This is a genomic window from Embleya sp. NBC_00896, from assembly GCF_045207785.1.
GTDB lineage: Bacteria > Actinomycetota > Actinomycetes > Streptomycetales > Streptomycetaceae > Embleya.
Genome location: NZ_CP108777.1, coordinates 575080 through 598238, shown reverse-complemented (window position 1 = coordinate 598238; position 23159 = coordinate 575080). Strand labels below are relative to the sequence as shown.

The following is a 23159-nucleotide window of genomic DNA, read 5'->3' as shown; positions in this document are numbered from 1 at the left end:
GTGTCCGAGGGGTGGGGGCCGCTGAGCGACGATGTCCGCCGCACCCTGGAATTGCTGTTGGCCGGGGACACCGACGCGGATCGGGGTTATCGGCCGCAGATTCCCCACACGCGGATGAAGTCGGGTTGTACGTGCGGGTGTCCGTCCGTGGATCTACGCGTGGACCGGGACACCGTGGCGGCGGGGCCGGTGGCGGGGAGTCCGATCGTCGCGGACGGAATCATCCGGCACGACGGCGGTGAATTCATCGGGGAAGCGTTGGTCTTCGCCTTCGGGGGATACCTCACCACGCTGGAGGTCTGCGTCTGGGACGACGTGGGCGTCCTGGAGCCGCCGCTCTGGGAGCGGTTGAGCGTCTGAGTCGCGTCCGGGCATGCGCTCCGGAGCGGGACGCCCTCGAAAGCCGGGCGGCCTGGGGCGATGGGCGTACTCCCCGGAGTCGGGTGTCGTGCGCGGCAAAACGTTGGTCATCTTCAGCGAGGCTGCTCGGGCTTCGGGGTGGTGGGCGGGGTGTGCGCGGGTCCGTGGCCCAGGAATGCCGCGGTGGTGGCCGTGAAGCGGTCGGAGTCGTCGAGCCAGGGATAGTGCCCCGCCCCCGGTTGCACGACGAGTGTGGCGTGGGGGAACAGCTCGGCGAACTCGGCCACCGACCGAGGGGGGCTGTTGAGGTCGAACTCTCCGGCGAGGAGCAGGACCGGGGCCGCACAGTCGGCGAGCGCCGTGCGGGTGGTCTGCGGGTCGAAGGCGCCCTCGGTCGCGAAGAGGGCGACGGCCTCCTGGTTGCTCGGCCGGCTCTCCGCGTGGTGCTTTTGGGCCGCGGCGTCCCATCGGCCGCAGAAGAAGGGGGCGATGGCCTCCCAATCGCTGCCCGTGCCCTCGTTGATCGCCGTCAGGGCGGCGAACGCTGCCGGGAACCACGGCTCGTTCCTGCGGAGTTGCGCGAGTTCGCGTCGGGTCTCGCCGGTGATCGCGATGCCGACGGCTCGGGTGCCGGGGGTGATCAGGGCGAGCTTGCCGATGTTGTTCGGGTATCGGGCCGCGTATTGCGTCGCGAGGTTCGCGCCGGCGGAGTGGGCGAGCAGATCCATCCGGGGGAGGCCGAGGTGTTCGCGCAGGGCCTCGACGTCGCCGACCAGGCGGTCGCAGCGGTAGGAGGAGGTGTCCTCGGGAATCGCGGACCGGCCGGTACCGCGAAGGTCCGGGACGATCAGTCGGCGACGCGCGGACAGGCCGCCGAGGTCGCCGAGGTAGCGGGAGTCCGTGGGACCTCCCGGGATGCAGACGAGCGGGTCGCCGGCTCCGTGTGTGCGGTAGGCGAGTCGGGTTCCGTCGGGTGCGGTGAAGGTGGGCATGGCCTGGATCCTGCCGGCCATAACCAGGTTGTACAACCTTGTTATTAAGAGCGCTCGGGTATATAACCGAGTTGTGGCAGGCGAGGAGAACACGCACCGAAACCCCGAGGCGCTGACCGAGGAACAGGCCGAGCGGATGCTCGCCGGCATGAACGAGGTCATCCGCGCGGGCGAGGAGATGCGGAAGCTGCGCGCCGAGATGATCAAGCTGTTCGCCGGCTTCGGCTGGACCCAGGAACGCATCGCCAGGCTCACCGACATGAGTCAGCCCGCCGTGTCCAAGCAGGTGGCGAAGTACAGGAGCGGCGATCCGCTGCCCTCGATGGAGCTCTCCCTCGACCAGCACGACGCCCCGTGGCTCGAAGGACGCCTGTGGGGCCTCGCCGAGGAGATCTCCGAGACCTTCCACGAGACCGCCCGCTGTACGCGCTACGTCGACGCCGTCGCCCGGGGCAGGAAACGATTCACACCCCAGAACGTCGACGAGCTGCGGCGCCTCCTCGAAGAGGACCTGAGGGCACATCGGGCACGCATGCCCGGGAGCTACCAGGACGCGTACGACGAGATCAGCCGCGGTCTCGACGTCCCCGCCAGGACGGCCACCGCCCCGACACCCACCACGGCGACCTCCACCGCGGCGACCACCACCGCGTCGGCCTCCGTGCGTCGCGCCCTCGCCCACCGGATCCAGCGCGATCGGCTCAGGGACGACGCCTGAGCCCTTGATTCGGTAACCCCTCGAAGCGGGCCGCGCTGCTCACCGACGACACCGGCATCTCCCGCGCTGTCGCCGCCCTCCTGCTCGCGGCCAACCCCGGGATAAGCACGTTCCCGAAGCCGTTCCGGCCGTGCCGCCGCCCGGTCTTCACTGTGACGGTCGAAGTCGAGCGGGGGTGACGGGAGAAGGCTGGAACCCCTTGGTGATGAGCCGGCCGGCGAGCGCAAGTTCCCAGGCGAATACCGGGATTGCCGCGACCGACCCCACCACGGAGACCTGTTCGTAGAGTCCGAACATCACGGCGATCGCCGAAGCGCAGATCAGCGGGCCGCCGACGAGCCCCAGCACGGCGATGAACCGCGGCACGAGTCCGGAGCGGTACATCACGTACGCCAGCAGTGCCGAGTTCGCGCCCAGGATGAAGTTGGGGCCGCACAGGAATGTCCAATCGTGCATCGCCACCAGGGACTTGCCGACCGTGACGGCGGAGGCGGTGTCGGTGTCCGCCGCTCCCGCCAAGTCCTGCCGCAGCGTCACGACCGACAGGATGCCGACGATGCCGACGACGATGACGGCGGCTTCGAGAAGACGGGCGCAGACATAACCGACGGCGGCCCCTTCGTTCCGCCGCCTGATGATCGGAAACAGCGTGACCGCGCTGCCGATGATCGCGAGCACGAGGACGAGTTCACACAGCGCCCCCAGGAACACGCGGCTGTCGGCACCACTGCCGACGATGTACCGCGGATCGTCCAAGACGGGGCGATAGAGAAGAACTCCTGCGATCGCGGCTATCTCGGTAACGAGGAAGAACCCGCCCGCAACTGCCGCAATTCTTCTGGTCGAGTCCACCTGGACTGCTCTCCTTCTCTCGCCCGGACGGGTCGACGACGTCGTCGCCCACCTGCCCGGGTCGGCACGGAGCGAGCGGATCGCTCGACACCGCAGGCAAAGGTGTACGCCGTACACCTGTCGATCACGTTAGGCGTACGCCGTACACTCGTCAAGAGCGGATGCCGGTCGGCGATGGGTCGCGAGGGAGATTGTCGAGATGGCTCAGCAGGTGGAGAGCGCGCGCCGGGTCCCCCTGAGCAGGGATCGGGTGCTACGCGCCGCCGTCGCGCTCGCCGACGAGATCGGGATCGAGTCGCTGAGCATGCGCAAGCTCGCGCAGCAGTTGGGCGTCGTGCCGATGGCGCTCTACAAGCACGTGGCCAACAAGGAACAACTCCTGGACGGCATGGTGGATGTCGTCGTCGGCGAGGTCGATCCCCCGGTCCGCGGATCCGACTGGAAGAGCGCGGTCCGGCAGCGGATCCTCTCGGCCCGACGAACGCTCCGACGTCACCGCTGGGCGTCCCAGGTGATCGAGTCGCGAACCACCCCGACACCGGTCGTGCTCGAGTACATGGACTCGATGATCGGGATGTTCCGGGACGGCGGCTTCTCCGTCGACCTCACCCATCACGTGATGCATGCCCTGGGCAGCCGAATGATGGGCTTCACCCAGGAGTTGTTCGACGACTCGGCAAGCTCCGACGCGGAAACGCCGCCGGCCGTTTCCCACGAGATGGCGGACAAGTACCCCTACATCACGGAAATGGCGATGGCGAGGGCACACGACGCGGAGTCCGCCGTCGGCCCGGGTTGCGACGACCAGTTCGAGTTCGAGTTCGCGCTGGATCTCCTCCTGGACGGATTCGAGAGACTTCACCGACAGGGATGGACCTCCACCGAGCACTGACCGCGAAGCTGCCGGGTCGGCTACCGGGTTTCCCCCTGGGCGCGAGGCTGCGACCGCGTCGTGGTGCTCGCCCGGTGTTCGTCCGGGTGGTCAGTCGGTTGCTCCACACGCGTCCCGCAGCCGGTGCAGCGTGATGCGCATGCCGTCGCGGTTGTGTGCGGCGCGCCGGGCGGGCGGGGTTCCGGTGAAGACCAGTCCGAGCGCCTCGGCGATCCGGCGACGCCATCCGCTCCGACGCAGATCGCTCCAGTACTCGGTGACCAGCGTCCCGTCCTCCGCGGGCGACAGGCGGTACCCCCAGCGCGCGATCGGCAGGCCGAAGGAGGTCACGTCGAAGGCGAACTCCCGGCCGGGGTCGGCGATGACGATCCGGCAGGTGGTGAACCAGATCCACGCCCCCTTCCGGTTGAAGCCGACGAAGCGGCGACCGTCGGGCCGGACCCGGACCAGAATGACCTCCGGACTCCAGTCCTTCATCCGTCGGACGTCCGCGATGACCGCGTAGACGGAGGCCGGGGGGAGAGGAACGGTCAGGGATTCCTCGATGTCCCAGATTCGATCGTTCATCGGCCCACCGGAACCGGTATCGGGAGTGCGTGCGGCTCGGATGCCCCCGCGACACCGGCGACCGGCGCGGCCGGGGCGATTGGCGCGGCAGGGGCGGCAGGGGCGACGCCGGCGGCACCGGCGACTGTGGCGGCATCGAGGACCGTGCGAGCGAGGGCGCCCGTGTCGGCCAAGCCGGTGATGTGGCCACGGCCGGGCCACAGCGAGAGACGGCCGTCGCGGCAGGCGCGCAGGAACGCGCGTTCGTTGCTGCGGAAGGGGTCACGGGCGCCGTTCACGAGCCATACCGGGCCCGGGTAGGCGGCGAGCGAGGCCGGAGGATCCATGCCGACGACGGCCTCCATGGCGCTCGGTACGACCTCGCACGCCAGGCCGCCCGACAGCACCGCCTCGGCCACGGGTTCGGGCAGCGCGCGGCGAAATGCCCATGCACTGAGGCGATTTCCCGCCTCGGGGTACCTGGCCGCCAGGCCGGCCGGCCCACGGGCGGCGCCGGCGAGCACCCCACGGGGCAGCGCGGTGCAGCCGATGGCCACCAGTCCGGCGACCCGGTCCGGGTGGCGACCGGCGGTGGCGATGCCGACGTAGCCGCCCAGGGACAGCCCGACGACCAGCGCCCGCCCGCCGAGTCCGTCGATGGCCTCGGCGACCGTGTCCACGGCGGCGGGCATGGTGAACGGCTCGCCGCGCCGCCGACCGTGGCCGGGCAGATCGGGTGCGACCACGCGGTGGCGGTCGCCGACGACTTCCATCACGGGACGCCACATCGTGCCGCTGACGCGGATGCCGTGCACGAAGACGATGGGCAGTCCGGGGTCTCTGGGCTTCATGCTCGCCACGCTAACACCAAATGCAACGCAACGTAGCGTTGTACTGAATGTTAGTCTCCACCCATGAGCAACGAGCAGCGCGGAGCGCGACGCAACGACGGTCCGCGCAAATCCCAGGAGATCTTCGACGCCACCCTGGATCTGCTCGCGGACAACGGCTACGAGGGATTGACCATCGAGGGAGTCGCCGAGCGCTCCGGGGTCAACAAGACCACGATCTACCGCTGGTGGCCGTCCAAGGGAGCCCTGTTGGGAGCCGCGCTCACCGGCGCTCGCCGCCTCGACTTCGCCCTGCCCGACACCGGCAGCCTCCAGGGCGATCTGGAAGCCCTGCTGGCGGGGATGCTGACCCTGCTCACCACCCCACCCACGGCCGACATCGCGACCGCCGCCCTGGGCGCGGTCACCCACAGCCCCGAACTGGCCGACCACGCCCGAGACTTCTTCGCCGACCGGCTGGCCCGCGAGCAACCGGTCTTCGACCGCGCCGTCGCCCGCGGCGAACTCGCGCCCGACGCCGACCCGATGCTCTTGGTGGACTTGCTGGCGGGCGCCGCCTGGTTCCGGATCGTCTTCCGCCAACTCCCCGTGGAGGAGGACTTCGTGGCACGCACCGTGAACGTCGTCCTCAACGGAGCCTCGTGAGCGCCGCGCTCAAGGGAAGTCCGCCCGCGCTGGTGGCAGACGGCCTCGCGGCCGGGGCTCCTGCCCCGCCGCCCCTTCGCGCCGCGGTCGCGGACCGAAGGGGCGGCGGGGCAGTGGTGACACGGCGGCGTTCACTCTCGGGCCGTTGCCGCCATCACGGTGCCCGGGCGGGTGCGCAGGGCCGCGGCTGTGGCGAGGAGGCCGGAGGCCAGGGTCAGTGCGGACGCGGCGGCGACCACCGTGACGAGGGTCCACGGGGAGCCGCCCGGCAGCAGCGAGTCGAGCACGCTCAGGCCGACCGGGACCAGTGTGAGCGCCGCGACCAGGACGCCCAACACGGTTCCGGCCCCCGCGACGAGCAGGGCCTCGGCGGCCGTCATCCGGAGCACCTGCCGCCGGGTGGCGCCGACGAGGCGCAGCAGCGCGAACTCCCGGCGGCGTTCGGCGGTGGCCAGAATCTGGGTGTTCACCAGCGAGATGGTCGCGTAGCCGACCACCACGCCGAGCAGTAGGTAGGCCATCGTCGTCTGGGTCTCGTCCTGCTCCGCCCGTGCTTCCTCGAGTGCCTCGCGGCCGGCCGTACGCAGCCCGGGATGCTCCTGGGCCAACGCGGCGATGGAGGCGGCGAGTTCGGCGCGATCGGCGCCGGGCGCGGAGCTCACCAGTATCCGCGGGACCAGCCCGGCGTCGGTGTGTGCGAGGAGGAGGGAGGCGGGTACGAGCGCGGTCTCGTAACCGGGACGAGCGTCGAGCGTGGCGACCAGGGTCAGGACGACGTGGGTTCCGTCGCCGAGACGCAAGGGGACAGGGTCGCCGATCGCGCGTCCGTCGGTGTAGCGCTCGGGCAGCGCGACGGTGTCGCCGCGCAGGGCGGCGAGGTCGCCGGATACGGCTCGGAAGGCCGTCGTACGGTCCAGCCCCTCGGGTGTGACGCCGTGCAGGGGGACTTCGGTCGGCTGCCCCGCCTTTGCTTGCCCCGCCTTCGCCTCCCCGCCACCGGCGCCTTCGTTGCCGTTGCCGCCGCTGCCGCCGGTGACGGCGGGCGCGGTGACCGGTCCGGATCCGGTGGCCTGGATGTACCCGACGCTGGTGATCTGCGCGGTGGCCGCCGCGACGCCGGGGCGCTTCGCGACCCGGTCCACGAGTTCGACGGGGAAGCCTCCGGCGTCCGAGGTCACGACCAGGTCGGCGCGGACGTTGGCATCGAAGTCCCGCCGTGCGCCTTCGGATTCCGTGGAGTGCATGTAGATCAGGCTCAGCGCCAGACCCGTGGCGAGCATGATCGGCATGACCGCGGCCGCCACGCGGGCGGCGCGCGCCCGGGTGTTGTGCGCGGCGAGTTCGCCCGCGAGGCCCGACACCGCGCCCAGGGGTCGGCGCAGCGCGGCCGTGATGGCACGGGACAGCGGCGGGCCGAGGAGTCCGAAGCCGGCCGCCCACACCATCACCGCGGGGGTCGCCACGCCCGCGGCGTCGGGGCCGTCCGATCCCGCGGTACCCCGGGCCAGCAGGAGGCCGCCCGCGAGGCAGACGAGGCCGAGTACGAGCCGGACCCGGCTGAAGGGCCGGCGCTGGAGGGAGGCCTCGGCGAGGGCCTCGGTCGGTCGGGTGCGCGCGGCAGTGCTCGCCGCGACGAAGGCCGCGGCCAGTGCCGCGATCAGGGCGGTGCCGGCGCCGACGATCAGGGGTACGGATCCGGCGCGGAACGCGATCGTGTCGGGCACGACTCCGGCGTCGGCGAACGCGCCGAGCAGCCATCGGCCCAGGTGCGGGCCCGGGTACCAGGCGAGTGCGGTGGCCGCGACGGCGAGCACGGTGGTCTCGCCGAGGATCATCCGGCGGACTCGGCCCGGGGTGGCGCCGATGGCCCGCAACAGGGCCATTTCCCGCTGTCGTTGCCGAATGGACAGGCCGAGCGTGCCGGCCACGACGAACACGGTGACCATCGCCGACAGCCCGCCGAAGGCCGCCGCGAGGGGGATCAGGTCGCCCGCGTCGGCGATGACGCCGGGGTCCTCGGCGCGGCCGCGCTCGTCGCCGGTCAGCACGACGATCGGCCGGTGGCGGACCAACGTGCGGATGTCCTTGGCGACTCGGCCGGTGTCGGCGCCGGGCGTCAGGAGTACGCCGATGGAGTCGAGCCGTCCGGCGCGGCCGGTGAGCCGGTCGGTGACCCGGGCGGCCTCGGCGTCGGACAGGAGGATGGTGGTGTCGTCGCCGGGGCCGGTGGCCACGCCGGAGACCGCGTATCGGCCGAGTCCTCCGTGTACGAGGAGTTCGATCCGATCCCCCGGGCGCAGGCCGGTGCGCTCGGCCAGCCGCGCGCCGATGACGATCTGCTCCCGCGTGGAGGGTGGTTCGCCCGCGCTGAGGTGGATCGGCGCGAGCCGTGCGGACGACCAGCCGTGCCCGGTCACGTGCACGGCGGGCGCCGCGCCGCCCGCGGCCTCGGCGGTGCGGGCCCGGTCGCGGGCCAGCGCGCCGGAAAAGGACACGTCCGCGACCGCTCCCGCGACCCCGGGCACCGCGGCGATGTCGGCGGCCAGCGCGGTGTCCAGGCGGATGCGCTCGGGGAACACCAACTCCTTTTCGCTGTCGGGGTAGCGCTGGTCGCCGGTGACGACGATGGGTGCGGCGGCCAGGCGTTGCGGCGGGGCGGCGGCGTGGATGCCGGTCTCCAGCAGGGTTCCGCAGCCCATCACGATGGTGGCGCCGAGGAACAGGGCGATGAAGGACGCGATGAAGCCGCCCTTGTGGAAACGCAGGTTGGTGAGCGCGACCTTGATCATCGGCTTGCCTCGGCTCGTGCGTTCGCGGTGGCCGCGAGGCCGGCGGCGGGCCCGGCCTGCGCGTTGCCGAGCGTGGTCATGCGGGCGGCGATCTCGGCCGCTCGGGGGCGCTCCAGCGTGTCCACGAATCGGCCGTCGCGCAGGAACAGGACGCGGTCGGCGTGCGCGGCGGCCTCCGGGTCGTGGGTGACCATCACGATGGTCTGGCCGGAGTGCGCCACGGCCTCGCGCAGCAGGGTCAGGACGTCGTGCGCGGTGCGGGTGTCGAGTGCTCCGGTCGGCTCGTCGCCGAAGATCACCGCAGGTTTGGCGATCAGCGCGCGGGCGATGGCGACGCGCTGTTGCTGGCCGCCGGACAGTTCGCCGGGGCGGCTGTGTCGCCGCTCGGCCAGGCCGACGCGTTCGAGGACCGCCGTGACCTCGTCCTTGTCGGCCCGGCGTCCGGCCAGTCGCAGCGGCAGCGTGACGTTGTCGGTCACGGTCAGCGCGGGAAGCAGGTTGAAGGCCTGGAAGACGAAGCCGATCCGCTCGCGCCGGAGTCTGGTGAGTCGACGTTCGCCGAGCGCGCCGAGGTCCCGGCCGTCCAGGTGTACCGATCCCGAGGTCGGCCGGTCCAGGCCCGCCGCGCACTGCAGGAAGGTGCTCTTGCCCGAACCGGAGGGCCCCATCACCGCGGTGAAACTGCCCCGCCGCAGTCCGACGGTGACGTCGTCGAGTGCGACCACTTCGTGCTTGGCCGTGCCGTGGGTCTTGCGTACGTGCTCGAGCCGTACGACGTCCGCTTCGAGGACCTGCGAGTCCTGTTTCCCGATCATGATCGGAATGCTTCCGGGCCGTGCTGAGGCCGTGCTGAGGCCGTGCTGAGGTCGCGCTGAGGTGGCGCTGAGCCCTCTCGTCTATGCTCCCGGACGCAAGGCCGTGCCTTCGGGGAGGTCGTGCGGGGAAGGGCGTCGCACACCGGAAGGCAGCACTTGAACGCGTCGACGACACAGCAGGACGAACCGGGGACGGAACCGGGGGCGGAACGGGGGACGGGGTCGGAGCCGTTCGACGGCCGGTCGAGCGCGGATGGCGGCCTCGGCGACATCGCTGGGTTCCCGGCGCCGCGGATGGCCCGGGTGATCCTGAATGCCGCGTTGCTGTGCTACTTCGGCGTCACCGTCCTCAACATCCTGAACGCGGGCGGCTCGTCGGGCCGGGTCGCCGCCGCGCTGCTGTGTATGGCCGGGATCTACGCGCTCCAGCTCGTGCACTCCTCAGCGGGTGCGGGCGCGGCCTCGGCGCGCCGCAAGTGCCTGACGCTCGGCGCCCAGGCGGCGCTCACGTACCTGCCACTCGCCGTGTTCTCCATGTACTGGGGGGCGATGGCGGGGTTCCTCGCCGGTTCGATCCTGCTGCTCCTGCCGCCACGCTGGGCCTGGCCGCTGTACGCGCTGATCGGCGCGAGCATGCTGCCCCCGGCGATCCTGAACGACACGACGCTCGTGTTCAAGGTGTACGTGGTGCAGACGACCCTGCTCACCGGCGTCGTGACGTTCGGCCTCACTCGGCTCGCGGACGTCGTCCGCGCCCTGCACGAGTCCCGCGAGGAGCTCGGGCGCATGGCGGTCACGCGCGAACGGCTGCGGTTCGCCCGTGACTTGCACGACCTGCTGGGGTACAGCCTGTCGGCCATCACGCTCAAGAGCGAGCTGATCCGGCGGCTGATCGCCAAGCAGCCGGACCGGGCCGTCGCCGAGACCCAGGACGTGCTGGCCATCTCGCGGCAGGCGCTCGCGGACGTCCGCGCGGTCGCGAGCGCATACCGCGACATGTCCCTGGAGGAGGAGATCCGCTCGGCCCGGACCACGCTGGGCGCGGCCGGCATGGAGGTGCGCGCCGAGTTCACGGCCGGCGCGGTCGGTTCCCGGGTGGACACCGTGCTCGCGACGGTGTTGCGCGAGGCGGTCACCAACGTGCTGCGGCACAGCCGGGCGTCGCGGTGCTCGATCGCGGCGGTCCGGGACGGGCGGCTCGTACGCCTGACCGTGACCAACGACGGCGTGGCCGCGGAGTATCGGGACGAATCCCCGCACGGGGGCGGCGGGTTGGGCAGCCTCGCGGCCCGACTGAGCGCGGTCGGCGGCACGTTGGCCTGGCAACGCGGAGCCGGCGACACGTTTCGGCTCGTCGCGGAGGCACCACCGGGCGATGCGGACGCGGACACGCACGCCGACGTCGTGCCGGAGGCCGGGGATCGGACGACCCACGGGATTGACCAACCCGCGGCCGATCCGGACGGCGACGCGCCGACAAACCGTCGCTCGGTCGCCTGAGGGGTGGGCGCGATGCGCCTCGACGGCGTTGTTACGCTCGCGGCAGACAAGGGCGAAGCAGCACGAACGGGGGCTCGCCGACAGTGATCCGCATCCTGCTGGCCGAAGACATGCACATGGTGCGCGGCGCGTTGGTCGCCCTGCTGGAACTCGAGGACGACTTCGAGGTGGTCAGCCAACTCGCCCGCGGCGACGAGATCCTCGCGGCCGCGGCCGAGACCCGGCCCGACGTCGCTCTGATCGACATCGACCTGCCCGGACTGGACGGCCTCAGCGCCGCCGCGCGGCTGCACGCGGAGATGCCGGGCTGCAAGACGCTGATCCTCACCAGCCTCGGCCGCCCGGGCACCCTGCGCCGCGCGCTGACCGCGCAGGTGTCCGGTTTCCTGCTCAAGGACGACTCGCCCGACGAACTGGCCGACGCCGTCCGCCGGGTGCACGCCGGGCACCGGGTCATCGACGCCAAGTTGGCGCTGGCCGCGTGGAGCGGCGTGGAGAATCCGCTGACCGAGCGTGAGACCGCGGTGCTGCGGCTGGCCTCGGAAGGCCACGAGGCCACCGAGATCGCGGCCTTGCTGCACCTGACCACGGGGACGGTCCGCAACTACCTGACGAGCGTGGTCGCCAAGCTGAACGCGCGCGGCCGAGTCGACGCGATCCGCATCGCGCGGGAGTACGACTGGCTGGTCTAGTCATCGTCACGGCGGTCACGGCGGTCGCGGTGGCTCAGCCGTTCGCCCGGGTGGCCATCCCGGCCGCCGCCAGGTAGTCGATGATGTCCGCCGTGACCCGCGGCGGCAGCCGCAGGGCCGGCGAAGCGGCGTCCGGCGTGGCCGGCCAGGCCAACAGCGCCACCACCAGGGCGGCTTCGGGCCGATGCAGCACGACCCGGTACGGGGACTGCGCGTTCTCGACGACGAGGCCGGAGTCCAGCACGGTCAGCGTGACGTGGCCGGGCACCCGTACGGCCTGCCGCGCCGGCAGCCGGACCAGGGAGAACGACGCCTGGGGCGCGGTCGGGACCACCGACAACAGCGGACCGCGCAGGTCGTCCACCCCGAGCGTGCGCACCACCAGGTGCGACAGCCCGCGCAGCGCGGCGCGGACGACGGGCTGGACCTCACCGGCCGGCGGCGAATCCGGGCCCGGCCGGGTGTCGGCGGCGTTGGCCAGGAGCACGGGGCCCAGGTCCATGCGGCGCAGCGCCTCGTACACCGCCGGGTGGGGTCGGTCGAGGCGATCGACCCCCCAGCGGCTGGTGAGCACGAGTTGCTCCTGGTTCGAGCCGCGGTGCAGGAGCACGTCCTCGGACAGCGACCACAGATGGAAGGTGGGGGCGTCGGCGGCGATGCGCCACATGTCGTACCTCTCGTTGCCGAACGTGCGAGCCGGGGGCAGGCCGCGCCGGGCGGCGCCCCGGGTCAGAGCGCCGCGACGGCCGGCATCGGCGCGTCCAGGAGCGCGTCCGCGGCCAGCACCGAACGGTGCAGGTCCTGAAGCCGCCGGGAGGGCTCGATGCCCAACTCCCGCACGAACGTCGCGCGCAACCGCCGGAACACCTCCAGCGCGTGCGACGGGCGGCCGCTGCGGTGCAGGGCCAGGATCAGCTGGCCGTGCACGTTCTCCTGCAACGGGTACAGGCGGGTCAGCGCGGTGAGTTCGCTCACCAGCCCATGGTGGCGACCCAGCCGCAGGTCGGCGTCGATCCGCGCCTCGAGCGCCGCGAGCCGCAACTCCTCGAGCCGCATCGCCTCGGCCCCCAGCGCGCCGCCGCAGCGCACGTCCTCCAACGCGCGTCCGCGCCACAGCGCCAGGCCCGCGGACAGCAGGCACGCCGCCCGGGCGTCGTCGCCGCTCGCGTGCGCGTGACTCGCGTCGCGCACCGCCGCCTCGAACACCCGTGCGTCCAGTCGGGCTTCCGGCTCCCCGAGGCGATACCCGTTGTGGCCCCGGCTCAGGAGCGCCTTGGGATCGCACTCCCGCGGCGACTGTGCCGCCGCGGCGGCGATCCGCTGCCGGATCTCCTTCACGTACGTCTGCACCGTGGCCGCCGGCCGACTCGGCGGCCGCCCCGCCCACAGCTCCTCCTCGATGGCGGCCATCCCCACCTCACGCCCGAGGTTGACCACCAACAGTGCCAGCAGCCTCCGCTGTTGCGCTGCCCGCGGGACCACCGAAACCCCGCCGACCGTGACCGTCAGCGGGCCCAGCAGCCCGATCTCCAAACACTCCATCACAACCTCCTCCCAGACCCCGCCGACCCTGTCACGCCCCCGCGCCCCCCGACAGAGAGACGATCACGAGTAGCAACATGAACCCGCCACCACCGAGACATGAGAAATTCACATCCGGTCAGGGTCAGGGGGTACGCCTGGTGGCCCTGTTCGCGAAGGCGTCGGGCCGGCGGCTGGAAGGTCCAGGTGCCGTGCCAGGCACCGGGGACGGGTGGTGGGTCGGGGGCTTGTCCGGCTGCGAGTTTGTCGTTATGTGCGGCCGGTGATGAGCTTGTCCGGCAGTTCGATGAGTGGGCGCAGGTCGGTGAGGGTGTAGTTGCCGACGAACAGTGCCACCCAGTCCGGATCGGGATAGCTGTGGACGTTGGCGGCCCAGCCCAACCCAGCCCGCCCGGCACCGCGGCCGCGGTCGACGAGGTCAATGCCGGCTTGTGGCCGGGCTCTCGTCGCACCGGGGCGTTCGGCCGTACAGCGCCACGACGTGGCGGGCCAGGGCGAGCGCGGCGAGAAACGCCACGAGCGCGCACACGCCCCGCCAACCGGCCTGCCCGTAGACGCGTACCCCGACCCAGGAACCTCCGCTGCCGCCCAGGTAGGCGCAGGTCATGTAGGCGGTGTTGAGCCGGCTGCGGGCGTCGGCACGCAGGGCGAACACCCGGGCCTGGTTGGCGACCATGCCGCACTGCATCGCGATGTCGAGCAGCAGCGTGCCGAGGACCAGGGCGGCCAGACCGAGCGCGCCGCCCCGGGCGCCCACGGCGAGGACCGCGGCCGAGCCGAGGACCCCGAGCATGCAGACCAGGTTCACCGGGTCGGGTCCTATGCGGTCCACCAGGCGTCCGGCGAACGGGGTGCAGACCATGGTCGCCGCGCCGACCAGGGCGAGCATCCCCACCGCCTGGGCGCCCAGACCGTAGGCCGGGCCGGTGAGCAGGAACGTCAGGCAGGTCCAGACGGCCGAGAACCCGGCGAAGACCGTCGCCTGGTAGAGGCAGGAGCGGCGCAGTTCCGGCTCGCCGCGGAGCAGGCGCAGGGGCTCGGCCAGGAGTGCCCGGTACGGCTGACGCGAGGACGGGGTGCCGACCGGCAGGGCGTGGGCCAGGACGGTCGCCAGAAGCAGGACCACGACCGCGGCCACCAGGTAGGGGGCGCGCCACCCCAGCCATTCGCCGAGCGTTCCGCTGAAGGTGCGGGCCAGCAGCATGCCGCCGATCGAGCCGCTCAGCAGGGTGCCCATCACCGCTCCGCGGCGGTCGGCGGCCACCAGCCCGGCCGCCAGCGGGGCGACGAGTTGGGCGGCCACGGTGGTGACGCCGACGAAGGCGCCGGCGGCGACGAGGGCCGGCAGGGCCGGCGCGCAGCCCGCGGCCAGCAGGCCGACGCCGGCGAGGGCGAGCAAGGTGACGAGGAACGGGCGGTGGGGGAGCCGGTCGCCGAGCGGTACCAGCAGGAAGATCCCGGCCGTGTAGCCGATCTGGGTCGCGGTGACCACCAGGGAGGCGGAGTCGGGCGATTCGTGCAGTCCGGCGGCGATCAGCGGGCTGATCGCCTGCGGGAAATAGATGTTGCCCACGCCGACGGCGCAGGTCAGAGCAAGGAGCAGCACCAACCGGCGGCTCATCTCAACCCACCGGCCCATGTGGCGGCGTGACCTGGACGGCGGCGGTCGTGGTCGTGGTCCTGGTCGCGGTCGTCTCGTCGGCGGCGACCGCTGCCGCTCCGTTGCCGTTGCCGTTGCCGTTGCTCGGGCCGGCTTCCACGGCGGCGGCGCGGTCCGCCTCGTCCGGCCCGATCGCTCCTCCGACCGGCGAGCCGTCTCGGGCGAGTTCCGTGGCCATGGCGCTGCCGCTGCCGCTGCCGGTGCCGCCGCCGGTGGCCATGGCGATACCGGTGCCCCGTACCGCTCCGGTCGCGATCGCCACGCGCCGTGCGTGAGTTGCGTGTGTCATGTGTGGGAGTCCACGGCACCCGTGCCCGGCTGCCAATCGATGTAGCGTATGGCTTGATGATCAGCTTCGGGCTCGGGGTCGAGGACCTCGCGGACACGCGGTTCGCCCTCTCACCCCTGCACGAGACCGTGTTGAGCCTGCGGGTGCTGCGCGAGCCGGGCCTATCCGCGCTGCACCTCCCGTGGCGCAGGTCCGTGCTCGGCAGACTCGATGCACTCGACACCGACCTGCTGATGTCGTTGGTCGCGGTGAGGCGCACCCTTCCCGACTTTCTGACCCCGCGGCCCGCGAGCTTCGCCCCGGCCTTCGAAGAGGAACTGGCCGCCGTCCGCCGGACCTCCCCCGCACTGGTCCGCCGCGATCTGCCGGCCACGCACGCCCCGGACCCGCTTCCCGAGGCGCTGCTCGACGCCACCGCCGCCGACGACGCGCCCGTCATCGGACTCCGCGATGCCATCTGCGAACTCCTGCGGCAGTACTGGGAGGTGGCCATCAAGCCGATGTGGCCGCAGATGCGACTGCTGCTGGAGGCCGACATGACCTACCGCGCGCGGCAACTGGCCATGGGAGGCGCCCGCCTGCTGTTCGCCGACATGCACCCGAATCTGCGCTGGCAAAACGGCGTGCTGCACATCGACAAGATGATCGGCGAGCACCACGTCTCGGCGTCCGGTCGGGGCCTGCTACTCGTACCGTCCGTATTCGCCCACAAGCCCGCGCCCCCGGTCAGCCCGGAGGAACCGCCGATGCTGGCGTACCCCAGCCGCGGGGTGGCGACGCTCTGGGTTCGCGCGCCCACCGCCGACGCGCCCGCTCTCGTGTCCCTGCTGGGCGCGCCCAAGGTGAGACTGCTCAGCCTCCTCGACGAGCCGCTGCCCACGGTCGAGCTCGCCCGCCGCCTACGGGTCACTTCGAGCGCCGTGTCCCAGCATCTGAGCGTGCTGTACGCCACGGGCCTCGTCACCCGGGCACGCGACGGACGCAAGGTCCTGTACCGCCGCAGTCCGCTCGGCGACCAACTGACCGGCCGGCGTCGGCCGACATGACCTCCCCGGGGAAGCCGGCACGGCGCCGGTACGCCGACACTCCGGAAGCTCCGGACGGTCCGGACGCTCCGGACGGAAGGTGTTCGCGCCGTTCTCCACGCGCGATCATCGCCCCGCGAATCGGGCATGCCCGGCCGGGACCCGGGTAGCGGGCCAACGAGGGCGTCCGGTCCGCGCGTCCACGGCGGGAGCGTCCGGAGACCAGGGCGGCGGCCCGGACCTCGGCGGCAGGCGCATGCGAAGGAGTCGGCGATGGTGGGTTCGGGAGCGGGGTCGGCGGCGCACACGGTCCCCCGTGCGCGCCTTCGTCCATCGGTGGACGTCGGCGACGCCGCGCCGGGTGGCGCGACGTGATCACGCTCGGTGTCGAGGAGGAATATCTGCTCGTGGATCCCGTCGACGGCCTCCCGGTGCCGGCGGCCGAGGCGGTTCGGGCGGCCGCGGATCTGCAAACGGCCGTGACCGACGGAGAGGTCCAACCCGAGCTGTTGCGGGTCCAGGTCGAGGTGGCGACCCCCGTATGCGAGACCCTCGACGAAGTCGGCGGGCACCTGCTGCGGCTACGGCACGCGGTGTCCGCGGCGGCCGAGCAGGCCGGTTGTCGCATCGCCGCCTCTGGTACGGCCCCGTTCGTGTCCCGAACCCCGGTGGAGGTCACCGACAACGTCCGGTACCGGTCGCTGCACTCGGACGCCCCGCGCCTGGTCGACGAGCAACTGATCAACGGCATGCACGTTCACGTGGGGGTCCCGGATCGCGAAGCCGGGGTGGTCGTGCTCAATCGGCTGCGCCCCTGGCTGCCGCTCCTGGTGGCCATGTCGGCGAACTCTCCGCTGTGGGACGGCCGCGACACCGGTTTCGCGAGCTGGCGCACCATCACCTTCAGCCGCTGGTCGATCAGTGGCGTCCCGCCGGCGTTCGCCGATGTCGCCGACTACGACCGCCGCGTGAACGACCTGCTGGCCGCGGGCGTCCTGCGTGACCATGCCCGCGTCTACTGGCACGCCCGCCTGTCCGACCGATACCCGACCGTCGAGGTACGTGCCATGGACGTCCAGCTGCGGGCCGACGACGCGGTGATGCTCGCCGCCATCGTCCGGGCACTGGTGGCAACCGTCCTGCGGGACGAGGCGACGGGCGCTCCCGCGTACGAGCCCGCTCCCGAATTCGTGGCGGCGGCCCATTGGCACGCCGCGCGGCACGGCCTGGACGACGTGCTGATCGACCCGTACGCCCCGAGACGGCTCAAGGCCGGGGACCTCGTCGGCCGACTGATCGAATACCTCACCCCGGCGTTGGAGGACGCGGGGGACGTCCGACAGGTGAACGGGCTGGTGCACCGACTGCTCCGGGAGGGTACGGGAGCGGACCGGCAACGCGACGCGCTGCGCCGTGGCGGCAGAGACGCGCTCCTGGACCTGCTCACGGCGCGGGGCGCCGCGCCGGATCGACGGTGACGTCCCGGGCGGAACCGGTGGTTCGACGCTCGCGCGTCGGCGACATCGGCCCCCGGGACCGGCGCGCGATCCGCCCCGGGTCGCCGGCGCTCGAACAGAGGATCACAGCGAATTGGTGCAGGGAGGACGGTGCGGGCTGGGGATCGAGAGCCGCGTGAAGGAGCCGTGCGTAGGCCGGTCGGTTCCGGAGCGAGGCGGGTGCCCGGCGCGGCGGTACCGGCGGCCGGGGAGTTCGACGACGCGTGCCCCCACCTGCCGAAACCCGTCGGCCACGGCGGCGGCGCGGGCGTCGTCGAGAGCGAAGACCCACAGGCCCGGCACCAGGACCGTCTGGAAGAAGCCGTCCGCCGCCCGCGCGAGCAGGGATTCCAGGAGGGGCTTGTTCATCCGGGAGGAGACGCCGTTGTCCAGGTGGACCACGGGGATGGGCAGGCCGAGGGAGACGGCGTACTCCTCGAGGGCTCCGCGATGCGATGCCATTGCCTGCCGGTCGAAGGGATAGCAGCGCAGGTACACGGCGGTCGCCGGGTGCCGGCGATGCGCGGTGGATCTCATTCCGTGTCACTCCCTGTGGGCTACGGCTCGCCGCAAGTCATGGCATCGGTTGAGGCCGGCCCGCTGCGCTGACGTGACGCCCCGAATCCCGTGTACGGCGCGCGTTCGCGCAACTCCGCTCGAGTTCGAGCCCCCGGATCGCCCTGCCAGTGAACACCCGAATCCTTGAAAGGTCTACACCAATCTTGTTACTTGGGTGCGTCGCCACGTTTACCGGATACCGGACACCGGACACCGGCGGAACGGTCGCTCCGGTCCCGGCCGACTCCGTACGGCGCCGACCGGGCCCGGTGGCCCCGACTCGGATTCGAGTCAGGCGGCATCCCCGCGCGTCGCGGTGACCGCCACCGTGGCGTAGCGCATCGTGAAGCGGCCCCCCACGGAGTCGACGGCGGCGCCGATGCCCGCCAGCACCTCTTCGAGTTCGGCCGGCGGGAGCCGGGTGTGGCCGCCGGTGGTGGGCAACTGGTCCAACCACTCGTCCCGGGTGTAGGCGCGTTCCCAGTCGAATCGCCACTGCTCCGGGGCGCCGAACGCGCCCACCTCCCGTATGCCGTCGGCCGCCCTGGTGCACAGCGCCGAATACCCGTCCACGGCCGGTGTCGTCCATTGGCGGGCCGCAAGCGAGTCGGGCATCACTCGGCGATAGACCTCGGCGAAGGACTCCGCCAGTTCGGGCGAGGGTTGGCCCGCGTTCCAGAACACGGCCAGCAGGCCACCGGGTCGCAGCGTCCGTGCCGCTTTGGCCGCTCCGGCGACCGGGTCCACCCAATGCCAGGTCTGCCCGGCGACGACCGCGTCGAACTCGCGGCCGGCCGGGTCCCAGGCCTCGAACGCGGCCACCTCGACCGCGAGTCCGCGCTGTCGCGCCAGGTCGGCCATCCGCGCGTCGACGTCGACGCCCAACACCCGGCAGCCGGCCGCCGCGAACTGCCGGGCCACGATGCCGGTTCCACAGCCGACGTCCAGTACGTCGGTGCCGGGGCAGGCGGCCGCGATCCGCTCCACCATGGCTTGGGGGTAGGAGGGCCGAGCCCGGTCGTAGCGTTCGGCGTCCGAGCCGAACGACTCGGCCACCTGTCGGTGGCGATGAGGCTCGGATCGGGAAAGAGGTGCTCGCTCCGGCGGTATAGTGGGCATGTGCCCACTATGAATGGGCGCTTGCCCACTCGTCAATCCGAACGACCGGGCGGCCGGCCCGACGGCAGGCCGGACGCAGAAGGAGAGGACGTACAGTGCCCACGGGAACAGCCATCCGCGACCCGCGAGAGCAACTGTTCGAGGCCGCCGAGCGGATCCTGCTCCGAGATGGGCCCAGCGCGCTGACCAGCCGAGCGGTCACCACCGAGGCAGGCTGCGCCAAGGGCGTCCTGCACCGGCACTTCGCCGACTTCGACGCCTTCCTCGCCGAACTCGTACTGGACCGCGTCGCCCGGATCGACACCCAGGCCGCCGCCCTGCGCGACCGCGCCGGGACCGGCGCCGTCGCCGACCACCTCACCGGCGCCCTGACCGACCTGTTCGGGTCGGTCGCCGTGGCGATGGTCGGCCTCGTCACCTCCCGGGACGACCTGCGCGCCCGGCTCCGCCGGACCACCCCGACCGGGATTCCGGTCCTGACCGAGGCCACGGCCATGATCGCCGGCTACCTCACCACCGAGCGCGAACTGGGCCGCATCGCGGCGGATGCCGACGTCGACACGCTCGCCCCCACGCTGATCGGGACCGGACACATGCTCTTCGCCGACCGGAAAGGCACCCCGCCGCAGGCCGACGCCGTCCGCAAGGTCGTGACCGCGGTCATCGCCGGCGCCGTGCGGGAGGTGCCGGTGCCGCGATGAACCGCCGGCAGCGGGCCCGCACCCGAGGACCGGTCTCCATGGATGCCCCTCCACTGCCTGATCAGGGCTGGAGGACAGGCCGATCCACTGTGCCCACCGCATCATCGGGGACGCCGCGTGAGGTCGTCCGGCGCATGCCGACTGTGACGAGCAGCGAAGCCGCCGTCAGCGCTACACCGAACCAGACGGCGCTTGTGACACCCACATGATCCGCGAACAGCCCACCGAAGAGCGCTCCGAGCGCCAGGGATGTGTTGTATCCCAAGGTGTTGATCGACATCGCGGCTTCAAAGGTGTCGGGCGCGGCGGCGAGTGTCATGTTGATCTGGCACAGGTTCACGGCGCCGAAGGAGACTCCCCAGAGGGCCAGGGAGACGATCGAACCGACCCGCGAGTCACCGATGGTCAGCAGCAACAGCAGGGACGCCACGAGTCCCGCGAGGGCGCCGATGAAGGTACCCCGCAGATTCTTGGTCGCGGTGTATCCGGCGATGAAGTTCCCGGCCGCGCCGCCGACACCGTAAATGATCAGCAGTCCGGTGATAAAGGCGGTCGTGGCGGACGAGTTCTCCTCCATGAAGGGTCGTACGAACGTATACGCCCCGAAATGACCGAGCACGTAGAGGGCGACGGTGAACATCACCAAACGGAGCTGCACGTTTTTGACCGGGAGCGCGAAGACTTCCCGGACCGAAACCGCGTTCTCCGATGGCAGTGACGGAATTACGGCTGCGACCGCGAGGAGCACCAGCGCACTGAGTCCGCTCCAGATGAGAAACGTCGTTCGCCAGCTCGTGAGGCTTTCCAGGAATGTGCCCAACGGAATGCCCACCACCGTGGCAATCGAGATTCCGGACAATGCGATCGCGGCCGCTCTGTTCGCGTGGCGTTCCGGAACAAGGCGCATCGCCATGCTCACGCCGATGGCCCAGAACACCCCATTGGCAAATCCCATGACGAGCCGCGCGGTCAACACCAGAGGATAGTTCGGCGAGACGGCGGTGATCAGATTTCCCAGCGCCAATATCGCCAATAGCGCGGACAGCAGCGCGCGTCGGTTGACGCGCCTGGTCCAGGCCACGATAAACGGTACGCCGAGCCCGGCTGAGATGCCGTACAAAGTAACCATCAGCCCGGCAATTCCCACGGATATGTTCAGGCTCGAGCCTATCGGAGTAAGGAGTCCGACGGGCATCAGCTCGGTAGTGACGAAGATGAACAAACTGGCTGTGATGACAGCAACGCCCAGCCATGATCTCGAGGCCGAATGCGGGCGTACATCGAGTGCGACCATTTCTTCTCTCTGAATTGTTTTAGTTGTTTTGGACGATGGCGACGACACGGGAGTCTCGGGCGCCGCTAGGGCCTGTCTTCAATCCCGCGTCGGCTTGGATTCCGATCGTGGGAGTCGAGCCCTCGCGGGTCGACCGGTCGGGGTTGCGCGAGCAGCACGGCACCGATGATCACCACGATTCCGATCAGTTGCAGAATCGACAGTGTCTGATTCAGGAACAGATATCCGAGGAGGGTTGCGACGATCGGACTGCCCAGGGCGAGGAAGGAGACCGCCGATGCCGGGAGCTTCTCTATCCCGCGGAACCAGATGGCATAGCTGATGACCGCGCCGAGGGAGATGAGATAGCAAAACCCGATGATGTGCGTTCCGCTGACGGTGGTCGGCAGTCCTTCGAGGGACAGTGTGAACGGCAACGAAACGAGTCCGCCTGCCGTTAGCTGCCAGCCGGTGAAGGGAAGCAGCCCCACTCCGTTCGGGCGTCCCCACAGTTTGGTCAGTGTGATGCCGGCGCCCATGCAGGCTGACGCGGCCAGCGCCGCCGCCACACCGAAATAATCCAGGTCCACTGTCCCCTTGAACACAAGCAACACGACACCGCCCGCGCCGAGGACGCAGGCGGCCACGTGCGTGTACCGAATTCCGTCCCCGAGGAGCAGCGCCGCCAAGACCAGCACGAGCATCGGCTGTACCGCCGTGATCACCATTCCCGCTATGCCACCCGGTAGGCGATACGCCGCGACGAACAGCAGGAAATTGAACGCTCCGATGTTGAGAGTTCCGAGCAACAGGGCGCGCCACAGCCATATACCGGTCGGCAGCGTGCGGGCGAAGGCCAGCACAATCAGGCCCGCGGGAAGCGCCCGCACGGTGGTGGCCAGTAGTGGTCGGTCCGGTGGCAACCATTCGGTCGTCACCAGATAGATGCTTCCCCAGATCGCCGGTGCCAGCGCCGTCACACCCGGGGTGAGGAATCGCCGGCCGCTTTTCATGCCGCGCCGCGTCCCCGTACCGTAGTGCCGGTCGTCGAAGGTTGAAGACGTCGACGACGTGCGGTAGTTTCCATGGAAACTACATTACTTTCCATGGAAAGGATCGTCAAGCGATGCCTCAGGACGTCGACCCCTCCGCCCTCCCCGCCGACGCCGACGCGGTCGATCTCATCGTCGACCAGTGGCGCCGGGAGCGGCCCGACCTCGACGCCGGCCCGGTGCACATGGTGGGACGCATCACCCGTCTGCACTGGGCGCTGGAGGAGCGGCTGTGCCGCGTCTTCGAGCGCCACGACCTGGGCAGGGGCGAGTTCGACGTGCTCGCCACGCTGCGCCGCTCCGGCCCTCCCTTCGAGCTGACCGCCGGTGAACTGCGCGGGTCGACGATGGTCACCTCGGGGGCGGTGACCAAGCGGGTCGACCGGTTGGAAATCGCCGGGTTGGTCAGTCGCCGAGCGGCCGAGGACGACGCGCGGGGCCGGCTGATCCGGCTCACCGACCAGGGTCGAGAGCTCATCGACGAAGTGGTTGAACAGCACTTCCGGAACGAGGCGCGGCTACTCGCCGGACTGACCGCCGACGAGCAGAGCGCCCTGACCGATCTGCTGCGCAAGCTGGGCCGGACATTGCCGAGCGAGTAGCGATTGGTGGTGCCGTCCGATCGGCTGGTCCGACGGATTCGTCGAGTTCCCCAACTTTGCACGGTGCGTCGGGCTTCACGCTCTTCTCGCCCGGCGGCGGAACGCAGGACGTCGCCTCTCTCGGCCGCTGGGCCGGCGAAATCGTCCCGGCCGTACGCGAAGCGATCGCGAAGCAGAACGGCTAGATCCG

Annotated in this window: 25 protein-coding genes; 10 read left to right on the top strand and 15 right to left on the bottom strand. The window is 71.0% G+C overall.

The window, feature by feature from the left end; translation table 11 throughout:
- Nucleotides 1-360, top strand: a complete 360-nt coding sequence (locus tag OG928_RS35950) for a hypothetical protein (RefSeq protein ID WP_331766192.1) — start codon at nucleotides 1-3, stop codon at nucleotides 358-360.
- Nucleotides 361-473: 113 nt separating this feature from the next.
- On the opposite strand, the gene OG928_RS35945 is transcribed toward OG928_RS35950, so the two are convergent.
- Complete coding sequence (locus tag OG928_RS35945; RefSeq protein ID WP_331766191.1) at nucleotides 474-1352, bottom strand: alpha/beta hydrolase; 879 nt, start codon at nucleotides 1350-1352, stop codon at nucleotides 474-476.
- On the opposite strand from OG928_RS35945, the gene OG928_RS35940 reads away from it, so the two are divergent.
- Entirely contained in the window at nucleotides 1351-2070 is a 720-nt protein-coding gene (locus OG928_RS35940; protein ID WP_406291533.1) for a sigma-70 family RNA polymerase sigma factor, read from the top strand. The two genes, OG928_RS35945 and OG928_RS35940, sit on opposite strands and share 2 nt — an antisense overlap.
- A gap of 147 nt (nucleotides 2071-2217) precedes the next feature.
- On the opposite strand, the gene OG928_RS35935 is transcribed toward OG928_RS35940, so the two are convergent.
- Nucleotides 2218-2922 (bottom strand): DUF4386 domain-containing protein, encoded by a 705-nt coding sequence (locus tag OG928_RS35935; RefSeq protein WP_331766189.1) that lies wholly within the window; start codon nucleotides 2920-2922, stop codon nucleotides 2218-2220.
- Nucleotides 2923-3121: 199 nt separating this feature from the next.
- Between OG928_RS35935 and OG928_RS35930 the strand changes: the two genes are divergently transcribed.
- Nucleotides 3122-3814 carry a TetR/AcrR family transcriptional regulator C-terminal domain-containing protein gene (locus tag OG928_RS35930; RefSeq protein WP_331766188.1) on the top strand — a complete coding sequence of 231 codons (693 nt, stop codon included), beginning with the start codon at nucleotides 3122-3124 and terminating at the stop codon, nucleotides 3812-3814.
- Between the two features lie 90 nt (nucleotides 3815-3904).
- On the opposite strand, the gene OG928_RS35925 is transcribed toward OG928_RS35930, so the two are convergent.
- Both OG928_RS35925 and OG928_RS35920 read right to left on the bottom strand, forming a co-directional pair.
- The gene (locus tag OG928_RS35925) at nucleotides 3905-4381 is read right to left on the bottom strand and encodes an SRPBCC family protein (RefSeq protein ID WP_331766187.1); all 477 of its coding nucleotides are present in this window, start codon (nucleotides 4379-4381) and stop codon (nucleotides 3905-3907) included.
- Nucleotides 4378-5211 (bottom strand): alpha/beta hydrolase, encoded by an 834-nt coding sequence (locus OG928_RS35920; protein WP_331766186.1) that lies wholly within the window; start codon nucleotides 5209-5211, stop codon nucleotides 4378-4380. Before OG928_RS35920 ends, OG928_RS35925 begins: the two co-directional genes overlap by 4 nt.
- A gap of 63 nt (nucleotides 5212-5274) precedes the next feature.
- On the opposite strand from OG928_RS35920, the gene OG928_RS35915 reads away from it, so the two are divergent.
- Entirely contained in the window at nucleotides 5275-5856 is a 582-nt protein-coding gene (locus OG928_RS35915) for a TetR/AcrR family transcriptional regulator (RefSeq protein ID WP_331766185.1), read from the top strand.
- A gap of 131 nt (nucleotides 5857-5987) precedes the next feature.
- Here OG928_RS35915 and OG928_RS35910 read toward each other — a convergent pair whose 3' ends face one another.
- Both OG928_RS35910 and OG928_RS35905 read right to left on the bottom strand, forming a co-directional pair.
- The gene (locus OG928_RS35910) at nucleotides 5988-8645 is read right to left on the bottom strand and encodes an FtsX-like permease family protein (RefSeq protein ID WP_331766184.1); all 2658 of its coding nucleotides are present in this window, start codon (nucleotides 8643-8645) and stop codon (nucleotides 5988-5990) included.
- Nucleotides 8642-9460: an ABC transporter ATP-binding protein gene (locus OG928_RS35905; RefSeq protein ID WP_331766183.1), complete on the bottom strand. Its 819-nt coding sequence runs from the start codon at nucleotides 9458-9460 to the stop codon at nucleotides 8642-8644. Before OG928_RS35905 ends, OG928_RS35910 begins: the two co-directional genes overlap by 4 nt.
- Before the next feature lie 303 nt (nucleotides 9461-9763).
- Between OG928_RS35905 and OG928_RS35900 the strand changes: the two genes are divergently transcribed.
- Together OG928_RS35900 and OG928_RS35895 are read left to right on the top strand one after the other, a co-directional pair.
- Nucleotides 9764-10960: a histidine kinase gene (locus OG928_RS35900; RefSeq protein ID WP_331766182.1), complete on the top strand. Its 1197-nt coding sequence runs from the start codon at nucleotides 9764-9766 to the stop codon at nucleotides 10958-10960.
- Between the two features lie 83 nt (nucleotides 10961-11043).
- Nucleotides 11044-11652, top strand: a complete 609-nt coding sequence (locus OG928_RS35895; RefSeq protein ID WP_331766181.1) for a response regulator transcription factor — start codon at nucleotides 11044-11046, stop codon at nucleotides 11650-11652.
- A 34-nt stretch (nucleotides 11653-11686) separates the two neighbouring features.
- On the opposite strand, the gene OG928_RS35890 is transcribed toward OG928_RS35895, so the two are convergent.
- The 5 genes from OG928_RS35890 to OG928_RS35870 all read right to left on the bottom strand — a co-directional run bounded on the left by OG928_RS35890 (nucleotide 11687) and on the right by OG928_RS35870 (nucleotide 15143).
- Entirely contained in the window at nucleotides 11687-12319 is a 633-nt protein-coding gene (locus OG928_RS35890; protein WP_331766180.1) for an NADH oxidase, read from the bottom strand.
- A gap of 62 nt (nucleotides 12320-12381) precedes the next feature.
- Complete coding sequence (locus OG928_RS35885) at nucleotides 12382-13194, bottom strand: AfsR/SARP family transcriptional regulator (RefSeq protein WP_331766179.1); 813 nt, start codon at nucleotides 13192-13194, stop codon at nucleotides 12382-12384.
- A 249-nt stretch (nucleotides 13195-13443) separates the two neighbouring features.
- A complete protein-coding gene (locus OG928_RS35880; protein ID WP_331766178.1) occupies nucleotides 13444-13575 on the bottom strand; it encodes a hypothetical protein in 132 nt (43 codons plus the stop codon).
- A gap of 37 nt (nucleotides 13576-13612) precedes the next feature.
- Nucleotides 13613-14815 carry an MFS transporter gene (locus OG928_RS35875; protein ID WP_331766177.1) on the bottom strand — a complete coding sequence of 401 codons (1203 nt, stop codon included), beginning with the start codon at nucleotides 14813-14815 and terminating at the stop codon, nucleotides 13613-13615.
- A gap of 1 nt (nucleotide 14816) precedes the next feature.
- Complete coding sequence (locus OG928_RS35870) at nucleotides 14817-15143, bottom strand: hypothetical protein (RefSeq protein ID WP_331766176.1); 327 nt, start codon at nucleotides 15141-15143, stop codon at nucleotides 14817-14819.
- Nucleotides 15144-15199: 56 nt separating this feature from the next.
- On the opposite strand from OG928_RS35870, the gene OG928_RS35865 reads away from it, so the two are divergent.
- The gene (locus tag OG928_RS35865; protein ID WP_331766175.1) at nucleotides 15200-16189 is read left to right on the top strand and encodes an ArsR family transcriptional regulator; all 990 of its coding nucleotides are present in this window, start codon (nucleotides 15200-15202) and stop codon (nucleotides 16187-16189) included.
- Nucleotides 16190-16539: 350 nt separating this feature from the next.
- Nucleotides 16540-17646, top strand: coding sequence for a glutamate--cysteine ligase (locus tag OG928_RS35860; protein ID WP_331766174.1), 1107 nt, complete (start codon nucleotides 16540-16542; stop codon nucleotides 17644-17646).
- 102 nt (nucleotides 17647-17748) lie between these two features.
- On the opposite strand, the gene OG928_RS35855 is transcribed toward OG928_RS35860, so the two are convergent.
- Together OG928_RS35855 and OG928_RS35850 are read right to left on the bottom strand one after the other, a co-directional pair.
- Nucleotides 17749-18201: a recombinase family protein gene (locus tag OG928_RS35855; protein WP_331766173.1), complete on the bottom strand. Its 453-nt coding sequence runs from the start codon at nucleotides 18199-18201 to the stop codon at nucleotides 17749-17751.
- Between the two features lie 312 nt (nucleotides 18202-18513).
- Nucleotides 18514-19341, bottom strand: coding sequence for a class I SAM-dependent methyltransferase (locus tag OG928_RS35850; RefSeq protein ID WP_331766172.1), 828 nt, complete (start codon nucleotides 19339-19341; stop codon nucleotides 18514-18516).
- Between the two features lie 95 nt (nucleotides 19342-19436).
- Here OG928_RS35850 and OG928_RS35845 point away from each other — a divergent pair, with 95 nt between their 5' ends.
- On the top strand, nucleotides 19437-20042 hold the full coding sequence (locus OG928_RS35845) for a TetR/AcrR family transcriptional regulator (RefSeq protein ID WP_331766171.1): 606 nt from the start codon (nucleotides 19437-19439) through the stop codon (nucleotides 20040-20042).
- 61 nt (nucleotides 20043-20103) lie between these two features.
- Here the strand turns inward: OG928_RS35845 and OG928_RS35840 are convergent, their stop codons facing one another.
- Together OG928_RS35840 and OG928_RS35835 are read right to left on the bottom strand one after the other, a co-directional pair.
- Entirely contained in the window at nucleotides 20104-21336 is a 1233-nt protein-coding gene (locus OG928_RS35840; RefSeq protein ID WP_331766170.1) for an MFS transporter, read from the bottom strand.
- A 65-nt stretch (nucleotides 21337-21401) separates the two neighbouring features.
- On the bottom strand, nucleotides 21402-22328 hold the full coding sequence (locus OG928_RS35835; protein ID WP_331766169.1) for an EamA family transporter: 927 nt from the start codon (nucleotides 22326-22328) through the stop codon (nucleotides 21402-21404).
- 113 nt (nucleotides 22329-22441) lie between these two features.
- Here OG928_RS35835 and OG928_RS35830 point away from each other — a divergent pair, with 113 nt between their 5' ends.
- The gene (locus OG928_RS35830; RefSeq protein WP_331766168.1) at nucleotides 22442-22969 is read left to right on the top strand and encodes a MarR family transcriptional regulator; all 528 of its coding nucleotides are present in this window, start codon (nucleotides 22442-22444) and stop codon (nucleotides 22967-22969) included.
- Nucleotides 22970-23159: the final 190 nt, after the last annotated feature.

What these genes read in the sequence shown, in the direction of transcription:
- OG928_RS35920 (WP_331766186.1), bottom strand. Translation starts at nt 5,211, where the DNA reads ATGAAGCCCAGAGACCCCGGACTGCCCATCGTCTTCGTGCACGGCATC.
- OG928_RS35885 (WP_331766179.1), bottom strand. Translation starts at nt 13,194, where the DNA reads ATGGAGTGTTTGGAGATCGGGCTGCTGGGCCCGCTGACGGTCACGGTC.
- OG928_RS35830 (WP_331766168.1), top strand. Translation starts at nt 22,442, where the DNA reads ATGCCTCAGGACGTCGACCCCTCCGCCCTCCCCGCCGACGCCGACGCG.
- OG928_RS35940 (WP_406291533.1), top strand. Translation starts at nt 1,351, where the DNA reads ATGGCCTGGATCCTGCCGGCCATAACCAGGTTGTACAACCTTGTTATT.
- OG928_RS35865 (WP_331766175.1), top strand. Translation starts at nt 15,200, where the DNA reads ATGATCAGCTTCGGGCTCGGGGTCGAGGACCTCGCGGACACGCGGTTC.
- OG928_RS35905 (WP_331766183.1), bottom strand. Translation starts at nt 9,460, where the DNA reads ATGATCGGGAAACAGGACTCGCAGGTCCTCGAAGCGGACGTCGTACGG.
- OG928_RS35915 (WP_331766185.1), top strand. Translation starts at nt 5,275, where the DNA reads ATGAGCAACGAGCAGCGCGGAGCGCGACGCAACGACGGTCCGCGCAAA.
- OG928_RS35835 (WP_331766169.1), bottom strand. Translation starts at nt 22,328, where the DNA reads ATGAAAAGCGGCCGGCGATTCCTCACCCCGGGTGTGACGGCGCTGGCA.
- OG928_RS35840 (WP_331766170.1), bottom strand. Translation starts at nt 21,336, where the DNA reads ATGGTCGCACTCGATGTACGCCCGCATTCGGCCTCGAGATCATGGCTG.
- OG928_RS35850 (WP_331766172.1), bottom strand. Translation starts at nt 19,341, where the DNA reads ATGCCCACTATACCGCCGGAGCGAGCACCTCTTTCCCGATCCGAGCCT.
- OG928_RS35930 (WP_331766188.1), top strand. Translation starts at nt 3,122, where the DNA reads ATGGCTCAGCAGGTGGAGAGCGCGCGCCGGGTCCCCCTGAGCAGGGAT.
- OG928_RS35925 (WP_331766187.1), bottom strand. Translation starts at nt 4,381, where the DNA reads ATGAACGATCGAATCTGGGACATCGAGGAATCCCTGACCGTTCCTCTC.
- OG928_RS35890 (WP_331766180.1), bottom strand. Translation starts at nt 12,319, where the DNA reads ATGTGGCGCATCGCCGCCGACGCCCCCACCTTCCATCTGTGGTCGCTG.
- OG928_RS35855 (WP_331766173.1), bottom strand. Translation starts at nt 18,201, where the DNA reads ATGAGATCCACCGCGCATCGCCGGCACCCGGCGACCGCCGTGTACCTG.
- OG928_RS35945 (WP_331766191.1), bottom strand. Translation starts at nt 1,352, where the DNA reads ATGCCCACCTTCACCGCACCCGACGGAACCCGACTCGCCTACCGCACA.
- OG928_RS35870 (WP_331766176.1), bottom strand. Translation starts at nt 15,143, where the DNA reads ATGACACACGCAACTCACGCACGGCGCGTGGCGATCGCGACCGGAGCG.
- OG928_RS35875 (WP_331766177.1), bottom strand. Translation starts at nt 14,815, where the DNA reads ATGAGCCGCCGGTTGGTGCTGCTCCTTGCTCTGACCTGCGCCGTCGGC.
- OG928_RS35910 (WP_331766184.1), bottom strand. Translation starts at nt 8,645, where the DNA reads ATGATCAAGGTCGCGCTCACCAACCTGCGTTTCCACAAGGGCGGCTTC.